A 24039-nucleotide genomic window follows, 5' to 3' on the forward strand; every position below is an offset into this window, starting at 1 on the left:
GTCAGCGCCCCAGGAAGCCGCGGATCAACCCGCAGATCGAGGCGATCTGGCCGTCTTCGAGCCGCAGCGATGACGGCAGCCACAAACCGCGTCGTGACAGGTCGGTCGCCACTGGATACGAGCCCGCGCTCGCAAACGCCGGCTCGGCATGAAGCGGCGGATACACCAGCCGGCTGCCCACACCATTGGCGTGCAAGTGAGCCATTAGCGCCGGCTTCAGGTCCCCGTCGACCAGCACATCGACAAACCACGGCGTCACACTGGAAAGGTCGGTGTGCGGCACCTCGAGGCCATCCAGGCCCGCCAGCCGCTCGCGATATTGCGCGAAGATCTCCTTCTTGCGTGCGATGAGCGCGGGCAGCCGCCCCATCTGAGCCACGCCGACGACGGCCTGCAGGTCGGTGAACTTCAGGTTCCAGCCGACGCTCAGGTAGTGGTCGCTGCCCCCTTCGAGCCGGCCGAAGTCCCGGAGTTGATTCATCCGCTGGTAGACCGCCTCGTCGCTAGTGATGACGGCGCCGCCCTGGCCGGTCGTCACCAGCTTCTGCGAGCTGAACGACAGGCACCCGCACGCACCGAGGGTGCCAAGGTGCCGGCCGCCGATCCAAGACCCGAGCGACTGGGCGGCGTCTTCAATGACGGCAATGCCACGGTCGCGGCACCGATCGACGAAACCGGGGAGGGCGCCGGGCGCCCTTCCATTCAGGCTCACGAACATCAGGGCCTTGGTGCGGGACGAGATGCGCCGCTCGGCGTCGGCGAGGTCCAGGCACAGCGTCTGGCTGTCGACGTCGGCAAAGACCACCGTGGCCCCGGCCAGGATCACGGCCGTGGCACTTGCCGCCATCGTCAGATCGGGAACGATAACCTCATCGCCGGGGCCAATCCCCATCCCTTTGAGCGCCAGGAACAGGGCCAGCGTCCCGCTTGGGGCCGCAAGGCAGTAGCGCGCCCCGGTGTAATCACAGATCATGCGCTCGAACGTGCGGGTCTCTCGGAATTCGGTGAGCCAGCCGCCCGAGCGAAGATAGCGGTCCACCGCCTGGGCGTCCGCAGCAGTCACCACCGGCTCCATTTGCGGAATGAAGGCCGTCACGCGATCACCGTGCGAGTGTTCTGGTACCAGTCAATCGTGCGGCGCAGACCTTCGTCCAGCGACACCAGCGGCGAGAAGCCGAGCAGCGCATCGGCGCGCGTGGTCGAGGCGACGCGGCGCTGGTCGCCGCCTGGGCGGGAGGCGTCGAACACCACCCGCCTGCGAAATCCGCTCAGCGTGGCGATCAGCGTGACCAGCTCGCGAATGGACACTTCCGTGCCGGAGGCGATGTTCACAAGCCCCGCCGGCTCCAGCTCCGCTCCTGCCTGCAGAAGGCCACGGGCCAGATCGTCGACGAAGAGAAAGTCCCGGGTCGGCGAGCCATCACCCCACACTACGAGGTCTTCGTCGCGAAAACACTTCACAATCGTGGCCGGAATCACGTGCGCCTGCACCCCGTCGAAATGGTCGTGCGGGCCGTACGCGTTGGCCCCCAGCACGTTGACCACGTGAAATCCGTACTCGGCACGGTACATCTCCGCCAGGTTGATCAAGTCCCGCTTCGACTGGCCGATGCCCAGATACGCGGGCGGAACCGGTCCGACATGCACCTTCTCTTCGCGGTATGGCACGTCCGCATCGGCCGGATAGGCCAACAGGTTGCCGAGCGCAATCACCCGCTCGACGCCGGCCGCGCGGGCGGCCGCCAGCAGGTTCAGGTTGATCAGCATGCAGTCGTGATACTGCGACGCCGGATGCGACCGGCTGAACGCGATGCTGCCGGTCGGCGCGGCCAGGTGGATGACCACATCGCAGCCGGCCACGGCGGCACGGCACCGGTCGGGATCGCGCAGGTCGTGGGTCGAGGATCGCGGCACGACGAGGTCCCCCCCCGTGACGCCCTCGCCGCGCAAAGCGGCCACCACGGCATGGCCGATGAATCCGCCGCCGCCGGTCACCAGCACGCGCTTGCCGGTCCAGAATGTCGGTGCCGGCACACTGGCGTTCATGCGCGGGGTCGCCATGGCCTAACGGAGCGTCACAACGCGGGGCGTGGCCGTGACGGCCCTCGGCGTGGCGCCGGGCCGCGTCCACTCCTGGCGGGCCTCGAGATAGACGCGAAGGCCATCCCATGCCGCCACGATGGCCTGAGCAGTGGTCAGCCCGGTCGCCGCCGGCGCCGGTACCCGGGTCCTTAGAACCCGTTTCCGCATTGCCTCCCCGAGAAAACGAATGATGTCGCCACGATGTCCTGGGAACTGGAGCCAGAGAAACAGCATGTACGCCACCGAAGCCCGGAGGTCCCGGGCGCGTTTGGCATGGCGCCGTTCGGGCTCGGCCGGCATGGGATGACGCACAACAGCGTCGGGCGCGTGAATCACCCGGTAGCCGTCTGAAATCAACGACATGAAGGCGACGTGTTCGTCGCCGCTCTCGATCAGGCGCCCGCGTCCCAGGCGCTCGTCGAACCGAACCGCATCGATCAACCGGTGACGCCGGAAGGCCATGGTGTTGCCGTCACCGATCTGGCCGAAGCACGCGAGCGCAAACCAGCCGGCGGCGCCCCGGTCGAAGGCCTGGCGCGGCCGCGGCCCCGGTTCGCCCGGCGCCTCGTCTTCGCTCATCGGCTGGTCTCCCCATGCCTTCATGTAGCGGGTCCGGCCTACTACGGCGGCGACGCGCGCATCGGCGAATTCCCGTGCGAGTGATTCGAGCCACCGCGGTTCGGCGACGGCATCGTCATCGATGTAAGCCACCAGTTCGGTGCGCGCGGCTCGCGCGCCGAGATTCCGCGCGCGGGTGAGGCCGGGAAGAGGTTCGCGAATGCAGGCGACGCCCCGCTGCCGGCAGATGTCGGCGACGCGGCCGGTGGCGCCGTTATCGACGACCAGGATCTCAAAACGGGGGTAGGCTTGGGCCGCGAGCGCAGCGAGGCACGCCTCGAGTTGGGCCGGACGATCGCGCGTGCAGACTACAACCGTGGTGTCGGGAACCATGATGGGTCGGTAGTCGAGCGAGTGTACCGAATCGACCCCACCCGCGCAAGGCGGGCGGGGTCCCAGAGCATGCGCGCCAGTCGGCGGCTAACCCGTGACCGTAATCGTGACCGTGGCCGTCGCCGTGCCGCCGTAAATATCAGTGATGCGGTAGGTGAAGCTCATGGTGCCGGTCGACTTCGACGCCTTGTAGGTAATCGTGCCGTCGGCGTTCACCGTCGCGGTGCCGGTGCCCTTGGCGGGCTTGCTGACGAGTGTCACCGTGAGCGGCGAGCCGTTGGCGACATCGTTCGACAGCACCGCGATGGTCACGCTCTGGCGCGTGGCCACAGTCGCCGCATCGTTAGCGGCGACCGGGGCGGGCGGTGGTAACACCGGCTGACCGTCCAGCGAGTTCCAGCGGCCGGGGCTGAGGACCGGCGGCGTGCCGCGTTGATCGTGAGGCACGCCGACGCTAACCTGCCCCGAGCACGACAGTGCTCCGTCGCTCGCGGTGTAGTCAATCAAGTAGACGCGACCATCGCCGAGGCCACTGCGTTCCGCGCGGACCCATGCCGTGGCGCCATTAGACTCGATGCCGCCATCCTGCATGGTGTTGCCCTGGCCGAGGCCATCCGTTGGCTCGTCCTGCCAAATCGAGGTAAAGCGAATGGTCAGCGGTTGGCCGTCGGGATCGGTAATGCCCGACAGCGTCACGTAGACCTTCCGGTGGTTCGGCGGCCACTGCAACAGGGCAGGCGAAACCGTCGCTGAACACACCGGGGGCAAGTTGCTCGGGACCACCGTGATCGTCACTGTCGCCGAGTTACTCGAGATGAGGGTATCGTGCGCCCGGTAAGTGAACGAGTCGCTGCCGTAGTAGCCAGGGTCCGGCGTGTAGACGAACGAGCCGTCCGGATTGAGCAACAGCGTGCCGTGGTTCGGTCCGGTCAGAAGGCTGGCCGTCAATGTCGCGTGGTCGACATCGCTGTCGCCGGCCAGCACGCCGGGCGCGGCCACCGTCAGCGTCCCGTCCTGACCGATGCTGAAGGCGTCGTTGACCGCCACCGGCGCGTCGTTCACGGCGGTGACGGTGATGGTCAAGGTTTGTGGCTCGCTGGTGTCCACGCCGCCATCGGCAACCCCGCCGTTGTCCTTCAGCAGCACGGTAATGGTCGCGGTGCCGAAGGCGTTGGCGGCCGGCGTATAGGTCAACGTGCCGCTGGCGGAGATCGCCGGCTGAACCGAGAACAGCGAGGGGTTCGGGTTGACCAGCTGGAACGTAACAGTCTGCGACGACTCGCCAGGTCCCGGACTGATCGCGGTCGCCCAGCTCATGCTCTGGGCTCCGGAATCTTCATCAACCGTCTGGGCCGCGCCACCGGTGAAGCTCGGGACGTCGTTCACGCCGGTCACCGTGATCGTGAAGGTCTGTGGCGCACTGGTATTGCTGCCACCGTTGAGCGTGCCGCCGTCGTCTGCGAGCAGAACCGTGACGGAGGCGGTGCCGAAGGCGTCGGGGGCAGGTTGGAAGGTCAAGGTGCCGTCAGCGGCCAACGCCGGCTGCGCGACAAACAACGCGGTGTTCGTGTTCGTCACCGTGAAGGCGACGACCTGCGCCGACTCATCCACCGGGCCGGCCGTGATCGCCGTGGCCCACCCGACAAAGGTCTGCGCCCCGGAATCCTCGAGCACGGTGGGTGCGTTCCCGCGCGTGAAGCTGGGCGGGTCGTTGACCGGCGTGACGGTGATGGTGAACGTCTGGGGCGTGCTCGTGTCGACGCCGCCATTGGCCGTACCACCGTTGTCCTGAGCACTGACGGTCACGGTTGCTGAGCCGTTCGCGTTGGGTGACGGGGTGTAGCTCAACGTGCCGGTCGCGGATACCTGGGGTTGGCCTCCGGCCGTGAACAAGGTGCTGTTATCGTTCGACACGACGAACGACACCGTCTGCGTCTCGCCCGCTCCTGCGCTGATCGCCGTCGCCCAATTGGCGACGTTCTGCGCGGCGGCATCTTCGGCCACCGTCTGATCCGGCCCCTTGGTAAAGCTCGGGGCATCGTTCACGCCGTCCACCGTAATGGTGAACGTCTTGGCGGTACTGGTGTTGGTGGTGCCGCCGCCATCGTCTTGGGCCCGTACCGTCACCAGCGCCGTACCGGAGGTGTTGGCGGCCGGCTGATACGTCAGCGTGCCGTTGGCCGTAATGGCCGGCGCCACGGCGAACAAGGCGGGGTTGTCGTTCGAGACGAGGAAGGTCACCGTCTGCCCCGACTCGTCGGCAGGACCGGGGCTGATGCCCGTGGCCCAACCCGCCAGGGTTTGCAACGGGGCGTCCTCGATCACGGTCGGAGGCGCGCCGAGGGTGAAGCTCGGGGGATCGTTCACCGCGGTCACGGTAATCGTCACGGTGGCCTGGAGGCCGGACACCGAACCGTCATTCGCCCAGTAAGTGAAGGTGTCGGTGCCGTTAAAATCGGCGTGAGGCGTGTAGTCAAACGAGCCGTCCGCGTTGAGCAGGAGCGTGCCGTGCGAAGGCGCCCAATCCATGGTCGCCGTCAGCGTGTCCCCGTCCGCGTCCGCGTCGTTGGCCAGGACGCCGCCGAGGGCTGCGACCGTGAGTTTGGTGTCCTCGCTGATCGTAAACGCATCAGGCATCGCCGTCGGCGGCCGGTTGAAGTTGTTAACGCGCCAGGTGAACGTCCACGAACTGGAGCTCGTAGAATCCGATTCAGTAACGCGGACCTGATGGCTTCCCTCGGACTCAAACGACAGCGTCCCGATAATCTTCCGGCCCGTGGGGTCGGTCGGATCGACCATGGCGCCGTCAGGCAGATCCGTCACGGTGTAGGTGAAGCCGGGCTGACCTGGGAGGAAGAACGGGACCAGGACGTCGCCCTCGGTGTTTTGACGGTTCGCGAAGCCCACCAATTCGATCGTGATGCGCCCGGTCCACCGTTTGGGCAGGGCCTCGTCGCGGGCAGACCAGACCCCGGCCTCGCTCTGGGTCCGGTAGTAGATCGTCGTGACGCCCGGTTGGCGTAAGGTCACGACCGCGCGTTGCGTCGGGGGCAACGGGTCGCCCGTGTTGAGCACCGCCAGAAGGTCATTGCCGGTCTCATTGGTACCGACAATCTCGTACTCAATCTGCTGGATTCCGCCGGCATCACCCTCTGATACGGCCGCATCCAGGTAGACGTCGAACTGGTAGTCGTTCGGGCCCACCTGCAGCATCGTCGTCACGCCCGATACCTGTGGCTCGTCACTCGGCGTTGCCGTGATGACCGGCGGCGGAGCCGAACAGTCCGCGATCTCGACTACTGTCTGAATCGGCTGTACGTCGGTCGTCTGCGGCGCCGTGGCGGTGGCCAGGACGGACACATTGCCCGGGGTCGTCGGTGCTGTCAGCGAGTAGGTATAAGCATAGGTCTCGAGTTCCTCGAGATCGACCGGCCCCGTGTTGGGACCCGTAATCACCTGACCGCCGACCGTCAATGACGGTGTCGCACCCTCGACAGGCGGGCGGGTCGCCGGCACCGTCAAGCTGAACCGAAGCTGGTAAGGATCGCCAGCGCAAACGCCCGGCACCACCACGCCGCTGGCGTCCAGCACCTCGAGATTGTAAGCAACCAGGTTGCGCGTCTGCAGGACCCAGGCGCGGTAGAGGGTGACCGTACCATCTTCGTTCGAGGCGTCATCCGAAACGGCAAGTTTCCCGGATGACGGCTCGACCGCGACGCCGTACGGCTGGCCTTTCAGCCCACCAGATTCTGATTCCGGTAGCGCAATCGAAAACAACGGATCAAGGGTGCTCTCGTCCGCACGCAGGCGATAGGCCACCACGCGGTTGTTCAGCGCGTCGGCCACGAACAGCCGGCCGCCAGCCGGATCGCCGCCGTCAGGTTGGAATGCGATGCCGAACGGCTCCGTGAATCTTTCGGTCTCGCCGCCGGCCGAGTCGCCAAACGTGAACAGCGAAGTCGGCTCCAAATCCGGTCCGTACGCGGTGATGTTGAACTCAAAGGTGTCAACCAGGAACAGGCGCGACCCGGACACGGGCGTCCCGGCATCGAATGCGACGCCAAAGGCTTCCCTCGTCCGACCATTGTTCGTCAACTGGCGGAACGGCGCCGATTCGGTGAAGTACCCCGTGCTCGAATCGAACTCGAAATCCTGATTCCGGTACGCGAGGAGGGCGCCCGGATACTGCTGGCCAAACCCAACCGCCCAAGCGGCGGCAAACGTTCCCACGACGCTCAGGGTTGGGTCGGCGGTATCGTCGGTCGTCAGACGGAATTTCGAACCGGGCGCCATGGACATCCCGTTGATGACCGCGATCTGACCTTCCGTGAGCTCGGGCGGTGTGGGATTTTCGGGCCAGTCGAGGAGCATCGTGAAGAGATGGCCCGCATCGACAGGGGTGCCCAGCGTGTCACAGGCGGGAATGTCGAACGCCATCACCCGGTTGACACTCGAATCCGACACCAGGAGTGCTTGCTTCGTCACCGTCGTGGTGCCCGTGACTTCATCAACGTCGACCACCTCGAGGTCAACGACAGCCAGCTGATTTGGCACCAGTCCTTCGGAGTTGAGCAGCGTCACGGTGCAGCCGGGCGACGAGTCATCGGCGTACGCGATCAAGTTGCCCAAGTCGGCCTGGGCGGCATAGAGGGTCCCATTGGCATACGCGACGCCGCCCAGGAACCCAGGCAATTGGGACTCGCGACGCACACCGTACAGTTCGCCTTCGTACTTCTCCTGGAAGGTGCCGGCTTGAGCGGCCACGATAACGGCGACCAGCATCGCGACCACGGAGGCGCCTGCCAAGCTCCTCCCGAATCGGCTCGATAGATACCGTGATGGGGTTTTCATCGGCGTACTTTCATGACTCATCGCCTGACCCAGAGAAACAGCTCTGAGGAGGCCATCGCGTAGCCCATGTGTTCTTCTAGGCCAAATTGTCATATAGAGTCATGCAAAGTATTGCTGAACTCTCGCTAAATCGTCAAGGGAAAAGGAGATTTGAACCGATAGCGGGGAGGCACATGTGTCACAAAATTAGACAACCGTGGCGCGTATGCGCTAAGACTGAGAGCTAAACTACAGAAATACAAACACTTACACCCTGTATGCGAACCATACAGTGGTTGGTTCTTGAATATCACTAAAGCGGAATGTTGCCGTGCTTCTTTGGCGGATTCTTGTCGCGCTTGTGGTCGAGCGTCGCCAGCGCCTGTACCAGTTTGGCCCGCGTCATCCTCGGCAGGATCACTTCGTCGATATAACCGCGTTCGGCGGCGACGTAGGGGCTGGCAAAGCGCTCGCGGAACTCGGCGATCTTCTGCGCCCGCATGGCGGCCGGGTCGGCCGCCTTGTCAATCTCGCGCTTGTAGAGAATGTTGACCGCGCCTTCGGCACCCATCACGGCAATTTCGGCGCTCGGCCACGCGTAGTTGAAGTCGGTGCGGATGTGCTTGCTCGACATCACACAGTAGGCGCCGCCGTAGGCCTTCCGCGTGATCACCGTGATCTTCGGCACCGTCGCCTCGGCAAACGCATAGAGCAGCTTGGCGCCGTGGCGAATAATGCCGCCGTACTCCTGCACCGTGCCAGGCAGGAACCCGGGCACGTCCTCGAAGGTAACCAGTGGGATGTTGAAGGCGTCGCAGAAGCGGACGAAGCGCGCGCCCTTCACCGACGCGTTGATATCGAGCGTGCCGGCGAGGTAGGCCGGCTGGTTGGCGACGATGCCCACGGGCCGGCCGCCGAGCCGGGCAAAGCCCACGAGCAGGTTACGCGCGTAGTGCTGGTGCACCTCGAGGAAGTACCCGTCATCCGCAATCGTGTGGATGAGGTCGAGCATGTCGTACGGCTGGTTTGGTGACGCCGGCACCAGCGTGTCGAGGGCGGCGTCCTCGCGATCGCCGGGATCGTCGCTCTGCCGGCGCGGCGGGTCGTCGAGGTTGTTGCCGGGCATGAACGACAGCAGCTCGCGGATCACCGCCAGGCACTCGGCGTCGTCTTCGACGGCGAAGTGGGCGACGCCGCTCTTTTCGTTGTGCGTCATCGCGCCGCCAAGGTCTTCCTTGGTGACGTCCTCGTGCGTGACCGTCTTGATCACGTCGGGGCCGGTGACGAACATGTAGCTGGTCTGCTTGACCATCACGATGAAGTCGGTGATGGCCGGCGAGTAGACCGCGCCGCCGGCGCAGGGACCCATGATCGCCGAGATCTGCGGCACCACGCCCGACGCCAGGGTGTTGCGCAGGAAAATGTCCGAGTAGCCGCCGAGCGAAACGACGCCCTCCTGGATACGAGCGCCGCCTGAATCGTTGAGCCCGATGACCGGGGCGCCATTGCGCACCGCCATGTCCATCACCTTGCAAATCTTGGCGGCGTTGGTTTCCGACAGCGACCCGCCGAACACGGTGAAGTCCTGCGCGAAGGCGTAGGCGACGCGGCCGTGGATGCGGCCGTGACCGGTGACCACGCCATCACCCGGCACGATCTGCTCGGCCATGCCGAAATCCTGGCAGCGGTGCGTGACCAGCTTGTCGACCTCCTCGAAGGTGCCGGGGTCGAACAGCCGCGTCATGCGCTCGCGTGCAGTGAGCTTGCCTTGCTCGTGGTGTTTCTGCAGCCGCGCCTCGCCGCCGCCCAGTTCCGCAAGCCGCTCGCGTTCTCGAAGACGCTCGATGGGGTTCATCGACACAGGCACCCCTAAAGGGTTGCCTCCACGCATGGGTTGCTGAGCGAGCCCACGCCTGCGAGCTTGACCATCATGCGGTCGCCGGGCACGAGCGGCCCGACGCCGGACGGCGTACCGGTGGTGATCACATCACCCGGCTGCAGCGTCATGAAGCGCGACACGTGCTCGACCAGGTACGGCACCGGGAAGATCAACTCACGCGTGTTCGAATGATGGCGTTTCTCGCCGTTCACCCAGCCCTCGATGTCGAGCGCCGAGGGGTCGAGGCCGACCGCGATGCACGGCCCGATCGGCGCGAAGGTGTCAAATCCCTTGGCGCGCGAGTACTGCACGTCCTTGACCTGGAGTTCGCGCGCGGTCACGTCGCACAGGCAGGTGACGCCGAGAATGTAGTCCATGGCGTCGGCGGCCTTGACCTGCGAGGCGCGCTTGCCGATCACCACCGCCATTTCGGCCTCGTGCTCGATGCGGCCGGCCCACATCGGCAGCCGGATGGGCTCGTCCGGGCCAATCACCGTGGACGCGGGTTTCAGGAACACCAGCGGCTCCTCGGGCAACTTCTTGTTCATTTCCGCGGCGTGGTCCTTGTAGTTCAGGCCGATGCACACGACGATCGATGGCTGCACCGGCGCCATGAACTTCAAGGCGGTCCCCGGCGCAATTTCTTCCCCGGGCTCGTAGGTGCCGAACACGTCGCCCCGCAACCAGAACAAGTTGCCACCGCGTTCAACGGCGTAGCGCCCGCCCATCCCCTGCTTCACTCGATAAATGCGATCCATCCCTGATCCCTGATCCCTGATCCCTGATCCCTGATTCCCTATCGCGCGGTCTCTTCGACCCGGTTCGACTGCGGGCTGACGTTTTGCGGAGTGGCGCGATCGACCGCGACCACGACGTAGACATAGCGCGCGCCGGTGCGGGCCGTGGTGTCGCGATAGGTCGTCGCGGTCACCGGCTCCGGGGTAATGGCCCGAAGTGTGTCACCGGGCGCGTCGCCACGCAAGACCAGGTAGCCGGCGAGGTCGGCTTCGGTGTTCGCTTCCCAGATCAGGCTGATCACACCTTCGCCGGCAATCGCGGCGAGCGACCGCGGCGCGGCCGGCGGGAACGTGTCGGCCGGTGTCACGCACGTTCGCGGCGAGGCCGGGCCTGTCACCACCGCGCCCGCAATGCGGTCCACCGGCCGCACGACGAAGCAGCGTTCGACGCCGAAGGTCACGCCCTGGATCGCGTGCTCAGTCACCGCCAGCGGCTGCGGCGTCAACGGCGTGGGCAAAGGAATCGCGAACGGATTCTCGGCGGCCGCAGTGGAGGGCACCTCGAAGAGGTGGTAGGTCGTCGCTTCGGACTGGAACCCCAGCGACTTGGCGGGCAGCGGCGGCACGACCGGCACCGGCGGCGTCACATTGGCGGGCGGCGGCGGCTCCCCGAACGCGGCCGAGCGCGCATCTGGGGAGGGCGCCCACGTGATGGTCATGGCCGATTCGGTCACGGCGATTTGCGGGGCCCCGGGCGCGGAACTGGCTGGCTCAAGCGGAACGGCGACGGGCACCGAGGCCGGCGCCTTGCGGCCACGGGCGCTGACGCCAATCACGAAGTAGTACCGGCGCGGCAACTCCGTCGGCGAAGGCGCGACCAGCGGCCCGGGCAACGGCTCCTGATCGGGAGACGCGACCCGCGCCAGGGTGGCGGGGTTTGGCGGCAGTTCAATCGCGATACGTTGTTCGGCCGTCAGGGTTTCCCTGACCACGGCCGGCACTGCCCGGTCAACGCCTGGCAGCACGGGAACCGGTGGCACCTCGACGCCAGCCGCCGGCGGCGGCAATTCGGGGAGGATGGGTTGCACCGGCACCGTCGCGACCAGCGTGGCCAGTTCGCGCTGTTCGTCGGTCTCCGGAGGACTGGCCGCCGTAATGGCGTAGACCTCGAGCGACCCGATATCGGCCGGCTGCTGGCCATCGACGTTGGCCTTCGGCACCGGGAACGACACGTACACGTCGTCGCCAATCCGCTGCGCGGTCACGGTGTCGACCGTCGCCGGCACGCGCACGAACGGCGCCAGCGGCGGCCCCTTCTTGCCGCAGGCAGCGACCGCCACGACCAGCACGAATACTGCCGCGCGAGTTGGATGGCTTGCCCTGAGCGAGAGTCGGCGCGGTGGCACCGCGCCGACGCGAGTCGAAGGGGTCACAAAATATAGCGGGACAGGTCTTCGTTCTTGACAATGTCGGCCAGCATGCGTCGCACGTAGGCCGCATCAATGGTAACCGACTTGTCCTCGAGCGTCGGCGCGTCGAACGACACTTCGTCGAGCAGCCGCTCCATCACGGTGTGCAGGCGCCGGGCGCCAATGTTTTCGGTGCGCTCGTTGACGATGGTGGCAAACTCCGCGATGGTAGCCACCCCGTCGTCGGTGAACGTGAGCTCGACGCCTTCGGTCGCCATCAGCGCGATGTACTGCTTGATCAGGGCGCTCTTCGGCTCGGTCAGAATGCGCACGAACTCGGCCTGGCCGAGCGCCTCGAGCTCCACTCGAATAGGGAATCGGCCCTGCAGTTCGGGAATCAGGTCCGACGGCTTCGAAACGTGGAACGCGCCGGCGGCGATGAACAGGATGTGGTCGGTGCGAACCATGCCGTGCTTGGTGTTGACGGTCGTGCCCTCGACAATCGGCAGGATGTCGCGCTGCACGCCCTCGCGGCTGACCTCGGGGCCGTGACTGCCCTCGCGGCCGGCGATCTTGTCGATTTCGTCGACGAAGATGATGCCGGCCTGCTCGACCCGCTCGACGGCGGCGGCCGACACGGCCTCCATGTCGATCAGCTTCTGCTGTTCCTCGCCGCTCAGCCGCTCGCGCGCTTCGGCAACGGTCACCCGGCGGCGCTTCGAGCGGCCCTGGAACAATCCCGGCATCATGTCGCGCAGGTTGACGCCGACCTCTTCCATCGACGAGCCGCTGATTAGCTCGATCGACGGGAACGACTTCTCCTGGACATCGATCTCGACCATGCGTTCGTCGAGCTTGCCCTCGCGCAGTTGTTCGCGCATGCGCTGCCGGGTACCGTGCATCTCGTCGCGAATACGGCCGGGATCTTCATCGGGCGCGGCCGGGCGCGGCGGCAACAGCAGGTCGAGCAGCCGCTCCTCGGTGTTCAGCTCCGCCTTGACCCGCACTTCCTCGATTCGCTCCTCGCGCACCATGTTGACGGCGAGTTCGACCAGGTCGCGAACCATCGACTCGACATCGCGGCCGACGTAGCCGACCTCGGTGAACTTCGAGGCCTCGACCTTGATGAACGGCGACTGCGCCAGCCGCGCCAGCCGCCGCGCGATCTCGGTCTTGCCGACGCCGGTCGGCCCGATCATCAGGATGTTCTTCGGCGCCACGTCTTCGGCCAGCTCGGCCGGCAGCTTCTGGCGGCGCAGCCGGTTGCGCAAGGCGATCGCGACCGCCCGCTTGGCCCTGGCCTGCCCGACCACGTACTTGTCGAGTTCGGCGACGATCTGGCGCGGCGTGAGCGAGTCGATGAACGTGGACGACCGCTCGGGCAAGGGTATCGACATCTAGAGTTCTTCGATCGTGAGGTTACTGTTCGTGTAGATGCAGATTTGCGAGGCGATGGTCATCGCCCGCTCGGCAATCTCGCGGGGTGTCAGCGTGGTGTTCTGCACCAGCGCCTGGGCGGCCGCCTGCGCAAACGCGCCGCCCGAGCCGATGCCGATCACGCCGTCATCGGGCTCGATCAGGTCGCCGGTGCCCGACAGCAGGAACATCGACTTGCGGTCGAGCACGATCAACATGGCTTCGAGCCGCCGCAACGCGCGATCGGTGCGCCAGTCCTTGGCCAGCTCCACCGCCGAGCGGTCGAGGTTGCCGCGGTACTGCTCGAGCTTGGCTTCGAACCGTGCGAACAGCGCGAACGAATCGGCGGCCGAACCGGCGAAACCGGCCAGGATGCTGTCGTTGTAAAGGCGGCGGATCTTGCGGGCGTTCTGCTTTACGACGGTGTTGCCGAGCGTGACCTGCCCGTCCCCGGCCAGCACCGCCCGACCCTCGCGGCGCACCGCCAGGATGGTCGTGGCGTGGAACGTCGAATCCATCCCTGTAGTGTCTCACACCCGATGTCGGCGGACGGTAGCCGGGGCCAACGCGGTCACAAGAGGTCACGAGATCAGGAGAACCCCAGGTTGCGGCTCCTCACCTCTCGAACTTCTCGTGTTGACTGGGGCCGCCCTGTGTCGCGTACTGCCCTTGCAGGAAGGCCGCAAAGGTCTGCGGTGGCCGCGGTACCGCCGGCGCTTACGCCCGCACCGAAGAGGCTGCCACTGCAACCACTGCCGCTGCCATGGCCATCACGCGAATCGTCTTCATTTCATCTCTCCGGGCTTCCGGCTCGTCGCCACGAAGTAGAAGTACAGTGGGATGCCCGCCGCCATCACGGCGACTCCGGCCAGTGTCGTCATCGGGGCGGAATAGAAGCCGTTGATCACGGTCGCGGTGCCGACAATCACGAACAGCGCCGGCGTGAATGGGTAGCCCCACGCACTGAATGGACGCTCCGCGTTCGGCTCACGCGAGCGCAGGACGAAGACGGCCGCGACCGCGATGGTGGCAAACAGCGTGACCGCGAAGCCGGTATAGGTCGTCAGCGTGTCGGCCGAGCCCGACATGATCAGGATGCTGGCCCAGATCGCCTGCGCGACAATCGCGGTCGATGGGGTGCGGAAGGTGGGGTGAATCTTCGCGGCGGCCGGCAGGAATACCCCGTCGCGCGCCATCGCGTAGTACACGCGCGGGCCCGCAAAGATGTTGGCGCTCACGCTCGCCAGCAGGCTGATGATCGAGACCGCTCCCATGATGTTGCCGGCCGCGGAGCCCAGCATCTTGTCGGCGACCACGTCCAGCACGCTGCCCTGCACCTTCGCCAGCTCACCGACCGGCATCACATACAGGTACAGGGCGTTCAGCCCCAGGTAGATCACAATCACCGCGCCGGTGCCGAGCGCCAGCGCCTTCGGCACGTTGCGTCCGGGGTCGCGAATCTCTTCAGCCATGTACGACGCGGCATTCCACCCCGAGTAGGTGAACATCACGGCCAGCAACGCCAGCAACCAGGACGACCCGGTGACGGGTCCGGCCACCGCCTGCATATTCGCGCCAGAGCCCGCGCCCATCGAGAAGCCGGCGGCAATGAAGATGAGCAAGGCCGCGACTTTCAGCACCGCCAGGAAGTTCATCAGCAGCCGGCCCGGGCCGACGCCGCGGTAGTGCACGTACGACAGCGCCACCACCGCCGAGATCGCGACCAGGGTGCGACGGGACACCGTCAGCGGGAAATACGGAATGGGGATGACGAAGAACGGCGTGTGATCGGCAGCGCCCGGAAAGAACCGATCGAGGTAAAAGACCAGCACGACAGAGGTCGCCGCAATCGCCCCGGCGAAGCCCGCGACGAACGAAACCCAGCCGGTCAGGAAGCCGGCCAGCTTACCGTAGGCCGCGCGTAAGTAGACATACTCCCCGCCGGCCCTGGGCCTGAGCGCCGCCAACTCGGCATACGCCGACGCGCCGCAAAACGCGAGCACGCCGCCGGCCACCCAGATGCCGAGGAACAGCCAGGGGTTCGGAACACCCGCGGCGATCAACGGTGGGGTGAAGAGAATGCCGCCGCCAATGACGTTGGAAACGATGATCGCCGCTGCGTCGTACGGACCCAGCCGGCGTTCAAGAGTGGAAGTCGCTGCGGTGCTCGCCATCGCCGCCGATTATAGGCGAGGATATTTGCCTAGCGCGTGAGTAGTTGGCGTTGGATCGGATACTCGGCGAGCTTGGCCCAGACCTGCGAGCCCTGCTTCAGGAAGATCTCGACCTTGGCGTCGATGAACTCCTTGTTCTGCAGCATCTGCATGCGCGGCTGATCGCCGGTGTAGCCAAGCGCCGAGCGCATCACCAGCGGCGCGGTTTCGGCGCCGGCGGCCAGCACCGGGTCGCGCGGAACCGCCCACCCGAAGTACTCGCCCCACATCTCCTGCTCCCCGACGCGGCGGAAGATCGCGTTGACCTGGATCGACTTGAGCTCTTTGTCCGACTTGTTGCGGAACTTCAGCGAGACGCTCGGCACCAGCTTGTTCTTGCCGTCCTCGAGAATGCCATCGTCGAACCAGCCGGTGACCACGTCGACCGGTTCGAGCGCAGCGACGGCATCGACCGAGGCCCGGCAGCTGTAGGACGACAGGGTGATGCCCCCCGCCATGAGGACGGCGAAGATGAGCAGGCCGCCGACGAGGGTGACGAGTGGAACGCGCGGGGTGGTGGTTTCCATAAGAATGTCGCGGCTGACTACGCCGCCTTATTCATTCTAAGACACCACCGGCCCGGTTTTGTTCCGGCGTTCTGAATCAGAACTGGCTCACCTGCACCCGCTTGCGGGCCTCGTCGCGGCTAATTCGGCCGGCCCGGTAGTCCATCAGGTCGGCGCCCCTGATGCGATAAATCATCGTCACCACTTCTTCGAGCGGATCCTGTGGCGCGAGGGTATCGCGGCCTTCGTTGTCGCGCGCGGCCACCGTCAGCCACTGATCGGGGCCAAGCGTCATGGGCGTGCTGTAGTCGATGATCGCGTCGACCAGGGCCTTGGTCACGGCTTCGGTGTAAGCGCGGTTCGGATCCTGCGCCCACGCCTTGGCGGGAGGCGCGCCCCCCGCCGCCGCCCCGGCGCCGATCCCGCCGGGACCGTCGGGAAGAACCACGTTGGCCGCGACGGCGGGACTAGTGGCCTGGTTACCCGAGCGGGCGTAGGCACTCGGCGGCGCCGCCTGGCTTTCAAGCTGCTTCAGCGATCGCTCGAACACCGCGCGGGCCGCGGGATCGGTAATCGACGGGCCAACCTTGCGCATGTCGTTAATCGCCCGCTCGGCCGCGGCGTTGTCCTGGTCGATCATGGTGCGCAGGCTCCACATCATGCTTTGCCGCATCATCGGCACCTGCACGTCGAAGTAGACCCCATACCCGTCGAGGTACACGCCCCGGGCCTGGGCCTCGCCCGCGAGGATGAAGACTCCCGGCATCACCGCCAGGATCTCGCGGTTCAGGTTCTTGGCCCCGTAGTCGACGGCCCGGGCCAGCGCGCCTTCCATCACGTAGATGTGATGGCGCATGTCGCTCATGTTCACGGGCTTCGTGGTCGTGGCCTCTTGCGCCGCGGCGGGCACCGCCACGACCAACGCCGACAGCACCACCCACGCTCTCATCTGCTTCTTCATGGCTCTCAATGCTCTAAGAAAACTACCAACTATCAACTCTTCAACTTTCAACTTACTGTTGGGGCGTCGTCGACGCCCGGATCAGGTAGTTCACGGTCTGTCGCTGCTTCGCCATTTCGACGCTGGTGTGGCCAATGGCCTGTTCGACCCGCAGCAGGTCGGCGCGCCGCTGGATGTTCATGTCGCGCGTCAGCTGCGTGACCCGCAAGGCCAACTCGCGGTTCTGCCTGGACTCGCTCGCCGCGAGCAACTCGCGCACGCGCCGTAAGGTCGGCTCGTCGCCGTCTGATGATCTCGACGCCGCGCGCACCGTTCCGGTCTCGCGGGTGGCGCGAATTTCTTCACGCAACTGCTGCTCGAGGGCCGTGAGCGCGGGCTTCCACTGCTCGTCGGTGGCCGCCAGGGGGGCCTCCGGCGGCGCCATGGTCGAGGCGGCCGGCGTCATCCAGCCCGTCGAGATCGCCAACCCGTCGGGGCCCGATTTCACCTGCACGTTGGCCACGGCGGCGCTGACCGCCAGCACGAAGATGGCCGCCACGGCTTGCGCCCACACGGGAACGGTGTTCCACCACGGCGGCGGACCGGGCACCGCCGCGGCCGGTTGCGGCGCGGCGGCCGGTTCAGCTCCGGCTCTGACAATGGTGAAGCCCAGTTCGACATTGGGCGGCGCCCACTGGGTCAATCCGGTGCGCACGCCGGCAAGCGCGCCGACTTCAGCCGCGCACGCGGCGCACTGCTTCAGGTGTTCGTCGACGCGTTGCCGATCGTCCGCGTCGATCTCGTCATAGAGGTAGGCCACGAGCGTGGCTTTGTCGTCACACGAAAACATGAGGCTCATGATGATCTTCCACTCGCAAAACTGGTCATGCCCCGGCTTTCCAGGTGCTTGCGCAACACGCTGAGCCCCTGGTAGAGCCGCGTCTTGACGGTGCTCAACGGGCACCCCTGCAAGTCGGCAATCTCCTGGAACGTCAGGCCGTGATACTCCTTCAACACAATCGCCGTGCGCTGCTCATCGGGCAGCAGCTTCATGCCCTCGGCGACGATCCGGCTCATCTCGTTGCGGGCGACCAGGTCCTCAATTGACTCGACCGGGCCCTGGTCGGCCGCCATCTCGATGAAGTCGACATCCTCGGGCATGTCGACGATGGGCGTTCGCTTCTTCCGGCGAATCCAGTCCCGGCACAGGTTCAGCGCAATTCTGTACAGCCAGGACGAGAATTTCGCCTGGCCCTTGAACCCGGGGAGTGCCCGGAAGGCCCGCAGGAAGGTTTCCTGGGCGACGTCCCGGGCGTCCTCATCCCGGCCGATGACGCGGTACGCCAGGGCGTAGATCGGCCGTTCCCAGCGCAAAACCAGCTGGTTGAAGCTATCGGCGTCGCCGGCCATGGACCGGGCAACGAGCTCCTCGTCTGTCGCAACCATCAAAAGGACTTGGCCAATCTTCTCTTGCTATTCTCTAAGACGGCGGGGATGCTCCGAAAGTCGGCAAAGCGATGCCGATGGGGTAAGATACGATTTCAGAGACACTTAGTGGGCGTGAACTTTCCAAACGACGAGATTTTTCTTACCACCGAAGAAGTCCTGGAGTACCTCCAGGTCAACCTCCGTACGGTTTACCGGCTGATTAAGGCCGGAAAAATCCCGGCGGTACGGGTGGGCCGGCAATGGCGCTTCCGCAAACGTGACATCGACGCCTGGTTGGACACCCAGCGCCCGCGGGGCGAGCGGATGCCCCAGATGGCCATGTCGGACAAGCCCCAGACCCGGGACGGCCGATCACGCGTCCTCGTCGTGGACGACGAGTCGAGCATCCGGGAACTGCTCGCCAAGACGCTGGCGCTGGCCGAATACGACGTCGATACCGCGCCCGATGGCCGGGCGGCGCTCGAACGCCTGCGGCTCGGCAACTACGACCTGCTGATTGCCGACCTGAAAATGCCCGGCATGGACGGCCTCACGCTGATCCGCGAAGCCAAGCGCCTGAAGGCCGACATCCCAGTCATCATCATCACCGGCTTCTCCACCGAGTCGAGCGCCATCGAGGCGGTCAATCTCGGAGTGGCCGGCTACCTGACCAAGCCCTTCCGGGTGCCGCAGGTCCTCGCGGCCGCGGCGCGCGCACTCGGCGAATAAGAATAAGAGGGCTCGCGCCTTCCGCCTTCGCCAAGGCTACGGCGGGACAGGCCGGCGCTCGTGGGGCTCGGCGCTGCGCGCCTTGTCGGGCTCACTTCGTTCGTGGGGCCCCAGGCCGACCCCTACGACGCGGCGCAGCCGCGAGCCCCAGGAGCGGCCAAAGGCCGCGACCCGCAGATGATCCAGCTCCAAGAAGTAACCAAGTCGTTCGGCGAGAAGACCCTGCTCGAACAGGTGACTTGGCAGGTCGGCGATCGGGACCGGGTTGGCCTGTGCGGCCCGAACGGGGCCGGCAAGACGACGCTCCTCAAGATGCTGGCCGGTTTCGACGAGCCCGACTTGGGTTTCATCCAGAAGCCGAACGCCCTGACCATTGGCTACCTGCCACAGGACGGCCTCGCGCACAGCGGCCGGACCGTTACCGCCGAAGCCAGCCTCGCCCTGAAGCCGCTGCTCGATCTCAAGGCCGAGATGCACGCCCTCGAGGCGCGGCTGGGCGACCCGGCGCTCAGCGCGCAAGACCACGACGCGGTGTTGCACCGCTACAGCGACGTGCAGGATCAGTTCCGCCTGGGCGATGGCTACCAGATCGAGTTGAAGGTCGCGACCGTGCTGCGCGGACTGGGCTTTGAACCCGAGGCGCAGGAGCAGCTGACCGATCACCTGTCGGGCGGCTGGCAAATGCGGCTGGCGCTGGCCAAGCTGCTATTGAGCGCGCCCGACCTGCTGCTGCTCGACGAGCCGACCAACCACCTTGACCTCGACGCCCGCAACTGGCTCGAGGAATACCTGGTCGCCTACCCGCGGTCGGTGATCCTGGTCTCGCACGATCGCTACTTCCTCGACGCGGTGGTCACGCATATCGCCGACCTGTCGCTACGCACCATCACTGACTACCACTGCAACTACTCGAAGTATCTCGAGGAGCGGGACGCGCGGCTCGAGCGCCTGCGCGACGCGAAGCGGCGGCAGGACGAGGAAGTGCAGCGGGTCGAGGAGTTCATCAACCGCTTCCGCTACCAGGCCACGAAGGCCGCCCAGGTGCAGAGCCGCATCAAGATGCTCGAGAAGGTCGTGCGCCTCGAGGTCCCGCCCGAGCGCAAGCGCATCCACTTCCAGTTCCCGGCCTCGGCCAAGAGCGGCCGCATGGTGCAGGAGTTGAAGGGCGTGCGCAAGGCCTACGGCCACAAGGTCGTGCTGGATCAGGTGGACCTGCACATCGAGCGCGGCGATCGGATCGCCCTGGTCGGCCACAACGGCGCCGGCAAGTCGACGCTGATGCGCCTGCTGTCGGGTGAGGAGGCCCCCGACTCTGGCGAGCGCCACGAAGGCCACCAGGTCGTGATGCAGTACTTCGCGCAAGATGAAGCCACGCGCCTCGAGCCCGGCCTGACCGTCTACGAAACCCTCTCGGACGGCTCACCGAACCACATGGTCCCCGCCATCCGCAACATCCTCGGCGGCTTCCTGTTCAGCGGCGACGACGTCTACAAGAAGGCGGGCGTGCTGTCGGGCGGCGAACGCACGCGCCTGGCGGTAGCCCGCATGCTGCTGCGGCCATCGAACACGCTGCTGCTCGACGAGCCGACCAACCACCTCGACATCGATTCCAAGGAAGTGCTGCTCGACGCACTCGCTGACTACGGCGGCACGCTGATCTTCGTGTCGCACGATCGCTACTTCGTCGAAAAGCTCGCCACGAAGATCGTCGAGGTCGGCAACGGAAGCGCCTTGCTCTACCCCGGAACCTACGAGGCATATCTCTGGAGCAAGGCGCAGAGTCAGGAGGCGGGTAGGGCGGGTGAGGCTGGTCGGGCGGGTCAGGGGGCAAAACGAAGCTCTTCCTCACCCACCTCACCAGCCCTACCAGCCCGACCAGCCCCTTCCGCGCCAAGCTACGAAGCGCGGAAGAGAGACAACGTCGAGAAGAAGAAGCGGGAGCGCGCGTTCAAGGCGCTCAAGGATCGGGTCGCCGAGCTCGAGGCGCGCATCGCGGAGCGCGAACGGGCGATCAAGGAGGTCGAGGTCACCATGTCGGCTCCCGACTTCTACGGCAACCACGAGGCCTCGAAGCCGGTGCTCGCCCAGCACCAGGCGTTGATGTGGGAAGTAGGAGAGCTCCTGAGCCAATGGGAGATGCTTCAGGGCGAAGCTGAGCAATACGCGGATCTACAGAATTCGTAATCTAATTACAATTCTGTATGATCTGTCCTGCCTAGGTCATAATCCAAATTCTGTAATCGCAACGACTTAGAGCGTTACCTCGTTCACCCGGTTCGAGGCACAAGCTTTGCTCCCGCTTGTGTCTGGCTCCATGCACATGGCGAAACGCACACCCAAGCCCTCGCGACTGACCGATGTCTTCTTCAGGCATATGGTCGGCAACATGCGCAATGGCGTCTTAGCCATCGCGCGCGACGGCGCCATCGTGCTGGTCAACGACGAGGCGTGCCGCCTGTTCGCCCTTCCGCCGGGTGGGACGCTGGTCGGCCAACCGTTTGGCGACGTGCTCCACGCCCATCCCGATATCGTTCGCGTGCTGGGCGGCGCCTTCGACATGGCCGCGCTGCCCAACCGCGCGGAGTTGCGTCTCAAGTCCACCGACATCGTGATCGGCTACACGCTGTCGCTGGTGCGCGATGAAGCGGGCACCACGGTCGGCGCCGCGCTGTTCTTCAAGGACCTCACCCACGTCGAACAGATGGAAGAGCGCGAGCGCCTGCGCGACCGGCTGGCGGCCGTGGGCGAGATGGCGGCCGTCATGGCGCACGAAATCAAGAACCCGCTGGCGGCCATCGAGGTCGTCGCCGGCCTGCTCCGGCGGAAAGCACCCGACAACGCCGATGTGCAGACACTGGTGAAGGACATCATCAGCGAAGCGAAGATGGCCAATGCCATCGTCCAGGAAGTGCTGGCTTTCGTGCGCCCGGTACGCCTGCAGGTGGACCGCACGTCGCTCGCCGAGTCCCTGGCCAGTGCCGTCCTCCTGGCCGACGGCAAGGCGACGCGCGGCAGCATCCTCGTCGAGACCGCGCTGCCCGATCGACTGCCGTTGCTCGGCGCCGACCGGCACCAGCTGACACAGGTCTTCGCCAACCTGCTGATCAACGCGTACGAAGCGCTCGACGGCCGCGGCCGCATTGTCATTTCGGCGTCGCTCGCCCGCACGGCCGCCGACGGCGCGCTGCTGCCAGACGGCCAGCAGCCGGTCGACACCGTGGTGGTGGACGTGGCCGACGACGGCCCGGGGATGACCGCCGCGGTGGCCGAGAAGATCTTCAACCCGTTCTTCACCACCAAGGCGCAGGGCTCCGGGCTCGGCCTGGCGATTGTCCGGAAGATTATTGACGCGCACGAAGGCCGGATCGACATGACCACCACCGACGGGCGGGGCACACGCTTCCGCGTGACCTTGCCGGTGGAGCCGCACAAGCACGGATCGCACCACTAACCGACAGACGGAGCACACTGCACATGGCCCGCATTCTCGTTGCCGACGATCACGACGCCCTGCGCCGGGGGTTGGCGCTGTCCCTGACCACCGCCGGCCACGAAGTGGAAGAGGCCGCCAACGGCAACGCCGCGCTCGAGCGGCTGCACGAGGGCTATTTCGATGTGGTCGTCAGCGACCTCAAGATGGGCGGCTCGGACGGGCTCGACGTGCTGCGCACGACCCGCCAGCTGCATCCCACGACCTCGGTCATCCTGATGACGGCGTTCGGGTCGGTGACGACGGCGGTCGAGGCGATGAAGCACGGCGCGTTCGACTACGTGCAGAAGCCGTTCGAGCTCGAAGAGATGGAAGTGAAGGTCGAAAAGGCACTGGAGCTGAAACGCCTGCGCAACGAGCTCGACTACCTGCGCAACGAGCGCCAGGAGAATTACGACTTCGACCGCATCGTTGGCGGCAGCGAATCGCTGCAGCGGGTGCTGGGGGTGGTCAAGAAGGTCGCCAAGAGCAATTCGACGGTGCTGATCCGGGGCGAGACCGGCACCGGCAAGGAACTGATTGCGGGGGCGACCCACCACAACTCGCTGCGGGCCTCGCGCAACTTCGTCAAGGTGAACTGCGCCGCGCTGCAGGAGAACCTGCTGGAGTCGGAGCTGTTCGGCCACGAGAAGGGCGCCTTCACCGGCGCCGATCGGCAGCGCATCGGCCGCTTCGAACAGGCCGATGGCGGCACGCTGTTCCTCGACGAAATCGGTGACATGAGCGCCAGCACGCAGGCCAAGATCCTGCGCGTGTTGCAGGAGCACGAGTTCGAGCGGCTGGGCGGCACTCGCACCATCCGGGTGGACGTGCGGTTGATCGCCGCGACCAACCGCGACCTGTCGGCGATGGTCGCGTCGGGTCACTTCCGCGAGGACCTCTACTACCGGCTGAACGTGGTCTCGATCGAAACGCCGCCGCTGCGCGAGCGCAAAGACGACATCCTGCCGCTGGCGATGCACTTCATCCGCCGTTTCGGCAGCGAGCTGAAGAAGCGGCTGGATGGCCTCGACAACGACGCGCAGAAGCTGCTGGTACGGTACAACTGGCCCGGCAACATCCGCGAGCTGGAGAACGCGATTGAGCGTGCCGCGCTGCTGGCCGAGAGCGCCATCATCACCTCGTCGGACCTGCGCCTCGGCGACTTCGCCCCTGGCGGCAGCGGCCGCGACTCGCAAAGCGTGGTCAAGATCCCGCCCACCGGCATTGCCCTGGAAGACATCGAACGGCAGGCCATCACCGAAGCGCTGAAGATGGCCAACTGGGTACAGAAGGACGCCGCCGAGCTATTGCAGATCAGCCCGCGCGTGATGAACTACAAGATCAAGACGCTGGCGATCGAGATGCCTCGGCGGAGAGTGCTGGCCTCGGCCTCTTAGGGCGCCTCGCTCCGTTCGGCGTAGGGCTCGCGCCTCCGGCGCTCGTCGGG

At 65.8% G+C, this 24039-nt stretch carries 18 protein-coding genes; 4 read left to right on the forward strand and 14 right to left on the reverse strand.

The genetic code is table 11. The features are described from left to right. Position 1: 1 nt before the first annotated feature. The 14 genes from Q8T13_15440 to Q8T13_15505 form a co-directional block, all read right to left on the reverse strand. Positions 2-1096, reverse strand: coding sequence for a DegT/DnrJ/EryC1/StrS family aminotransferase (locus tag Q8T13_15440; GenBank protein MDP3719156.1), 1095 nt, complete (start codon positions 1094-1096; stop codon positions 2-4). After that, complete coding sequence (locus Q8T13_15445) at positions 1093-2061, reverse strand: NAD-dependent epimerase/dehydratase family protein (protein MDP3719157.1); 969 nt, start codon at positions 2059-2061, stop codon at positions 1093-1095. Before Q8T13_15445 ends, Q8T13_15440 begins: the two co-directional genes overlap by 4 nt. 3 nt (positions 2062-2064) lie before the next feature. Continuing rightward, positions 2065-3033 carry a glycosyltransferase gene (locus tag Q8T13_15450; protein ID MDP3719158.1) on the reverse strand — a complete coding sequence of 323 codons (969 nt, stop codon included), beginning with the start codon at positions 3031-3033 and terminating at the stop codon, positions 2065-2067. 87 nt (positions 3034-3120) lie between these two features. Further along, positions 3121-7839 carry an Ig-like domain-containing protein gene (locus Q8T13_15455; protein ID MDP3719159.1) on the reverse strand — a complete coding sequence of 1573 codons (4719 nt, stop codon included), beginning with the start codon at positions 7837-7839 and terminating at the stop codon, positions 3121-3123. A gap of 337 nt (positions 7840-8176) precedes the next feature. Then, positions 8177-9718 carry an acyl-CoA carboxylase subunit beta gene (locus Q8T13_15460; GenBank protein ID MDP3719160.1) on the reverse strand — a complete coding sequence of 514 codons (1542 nt, stop codon included), beginning with the start codon at positions 9716-9718 and terminating at the stop codon, positions 8177-8179. A 14-nt stretch (positions 9719-9732) separates the two neighbouring features. Then, positions 9733-10500, reverse strand: coding sequence for a fumarylacetoacetate hydrolase family protein (locus tag Q8T13_15465; protein ID MDP3719161.1), 768 nt, complete (start codon positions 10498-10500; stop codon positions 9733-9735). Between the two features lie 38 nt (positions 10501-10538). Continuing rightward, positions 10539-11819 carry a hypothetical protein gene (locus Q8T13_15470; GenBank protein ID MDP3719162.1) on the reverse strand — a complete coding sequence of 427 codons (1281 nt, stop codon included), beginning with the start codon at positions 11817-11819 and terminating at the stop codon, positions 10539-10541. A gap of 89 nt (positions 11820-11908) precedes the next feature. Next, on the reverse strand, positions 11909-13285 hold the full coding sequence (gene hslU / locus Q8T13_15475; GenBank protein ID MDP3719163.1) for an ATP-dependent protease ATPase subunit HslU: 1377 nt from the start codon (positions 13283-13285) through the stop codon (positions 11909-11911). Further along, positions 13286-13822 (reverse strand): ATP-dependent protease subunit HslV, encoded by a 537-nt coding sequence (hslV, locus tag Q8T13_15480; GenBank protein ID MDP3719164.1) that lies wholly within the window; start codon positions 13820-13822, stop codon positions 13286-13288. It lies immediately after the preceding gene. Between the two features lie 267 nt (positions 13823-14089). Next, positions 14090-15478, reverse strand: coding sequence for an amino acid permease (locus Q8T13_15485; protein MDP3719165.1), 1389 nt, complete (start codon positions 15476-15478; stop codon positions 14090-14092). 29 nt (positions 15479-15507) lie between these two features. Further along, on the reverse strand, positions 15508-16044 hold the full coding sequence (locus Q8T13_15490) for a hypothetical protein (GenBank protein ID MDP3719166.1): 537 nt from the start codon (positions 16042-16044) through the stop codon (positions 15508-15510). Positions 16045-16120: 76 nt separating this feature from the next. Further along, positions 16121-16984 (reverse strand): hypothetical protein, encoded by an 864-nt coding sequence (locus tag Q8T13_15495; GenBank protein MDP3719167.1) that lies wholly within the window; start codon positions 16982-16984, stop codon positions 16121-16123. Between the two features lie 52 nt (positions 16985-17036). Continuing rightward, positions 17037-17822 (reverse strand): zf-HC2 domain-containing protein, encoded by a 786-nt coding sequence (locus tag Q8T13_15500; protein MDP3719168.1) that lies wholly within the window; start codon positions 17820-17822, stop codon positions 17037-17039. Beyond that, positions 17819-18409 carry a sigma-70 family RNA polymerase sigma factor gene (locus tag Q8T13_15505; protein ID MDP3719169.1) on the reverse strand — a complete coding sequence of 197 codons (591 nt, stop codon included), beginning with the start codon at positions 18407-18409 and terminating at the stop codon, positions 17819-17821. Before Q8T13_15505 ends, Q8T13_15500 begins: the two co-directional genes overlap by 4 nt. Before the next feature lie 114 nt (positions 18410-18523). On the opposite strand from Q8T13_15505, the gene Q8T13_15510 reads away from it, so the two are divergent. The 4 genes from Q8T13_15510 (at position 18524) to Q8T13_15525 (ending at position 23989) form a co-directional block, all read left to right on the forward strand. Further along, positions 18524-19120, forward strand: coding sequence for a response regulator (locus tag Q8T13_15510; protein MDP3719170.1), 597 nt, complete (start codon positions 18524-18526; stop codon positions 19118-19120). Positions 19121-19180: 60 nt separating this feature from the next. Then, positions 19181-21304 (forward strand): ABC-F family ATP-binding cassette domain-containing protein, encoded by a 2124-nt coding sequence (locus Q8T13_15515; GenBank protein ID MDP3719171.1) that lies wholly within the window; start codon positions 19181-19183, stop codon positions 21302-21304. 136 nt (positions 21305-21440) lie between these two features. Further along, entirely contained in the window at positions 21441-22571 is a 1131-nt protein-coding gene (locus tag Q8T13_15520) for an ATP-binding protein (protein ID MDP3719172.1), read from the forward strand. 23 nt (positions 22572-22594) lie between these two features. Continuing rightward, positions 22595-23989: a sigma-54 dependent transcriptional regulator gene (locus Q8T13_15525; protein MDP3719173.1), complete on the forward strand. Its 1395-nt coding sequence runs from the start codon at positions 22595-22597 to the stop codon at positions 23987-23989. The last annotated feature ends 50 nt before the right edge of the window (positions 23990-24039 follow it).

This window comes from Acidobacteriota bacterium, from assembly GCA_030697165.1.
Classification (GTDB): Bacteria; Acidobacteriota; Vicinamibacteria; order Vicinamibacterales; family UBA2999; genus 12-FULL-67-14b.

What these genes read in the sequence shown, in the direction of transcription:
- Q8T13_15445 (MDP3719157.1), bottom strand. Translation starts at nt 2,061, where the DNA reads ATGGCGACCCCGCGCATGAACGCCAGTGTGCCGGCACCGACATTCTGG.
- Q8T13_15450 (MDP3719158.1), bottom strand. Translation starts at nt 3,033, where the DNA reads ATGGTTCCCGACACCACGGTTGTAGTCTGCACGCGCGATCGTCCGGCC.
- Q8T13_15460 (MDP3719160.1), bottom strand. Translation starts at nt 9,718, where the DNA reads ATGAACCCCATCGAGCGTCTTCGAGAACGCGAGCGGCTTGCGGAACTG.
- Q8T13_15465 (MDP3719161.1), bottom strand. Translation starts at nt 10,500, where the DNA reads ATGGATCGCATTTATCGAGTGAAGCAGGGGATGGGCGGGCGCTACGCC.
- hslU (MDP3719163.1), bottom strand. Translation starts at nt 13,285, where the DNA reads ATGTCGATACCCTTGCCCGAGCGGTCGTCCACGTTCATCGACTCGCTC.
- hslV (MDP3719164.1), bottom strand. Translation starts at nt 13,822, where the DNA reads ATGGATTCGACGTTCCACGCCACGACCATCCTGGCGGTGCGCCGCGAG.
- Q8T13_15485 (MDP3719165.1), bottom strand. Translation starts at nt 15,478, where the DNA reads ATGGCGAGCACCGCAGCGACTTCCACTCTTGAACGCCGGCTGGGTCCG.
- Q8T13_15490 (MDP3719166.1), bottom strand. Translation starts at nt 16,044, where the DNA reads ATGGAAACCACCACCCCGCGCGTTCCACTCGTCACCCTCGTCGGCGGC.
- Q8T13_15495 (MDP3719167.1), bottom strand. Translation starts at nt 16,984, where the DNA reads ATGAAGAAGCAGATGAGAGCGTGGGTGGTGCTGTCGGCGTTGGTCGTG.
- Q8T13_15500 (MDP3719168.1), bottom strand. Translation starts at nt 17,822, where the DNA reads ATGAGCCTCATGTTTTCGTGTGACGACAAAGCCACGCTCGTGGCCTAC.
- Q8T13_15505 (MDP3719169.1), bottom strand. Translation starts at nt 18,409, where the DNA reads ATGGTTGCGACAGACGAGGAGCTCGTTGCCCGGTCCATGGCCGGCGAC.
- Q8T13_15520 (MDP3719172.1), top strand. Translation starts at nt 21,441, where the DNA reads ATGGCGAAACGCACACCCAAGCCCTCGCGACTGACCGATGTCTTCTTC.
- Q8T13_15525 (MDP3719173.1), top strand. Translation starts at nt 22,595, where the DNA reads ATGGCCCGCATTCTCGTTGCCGACGATCACGACGCCCTGCGCCGGGGG.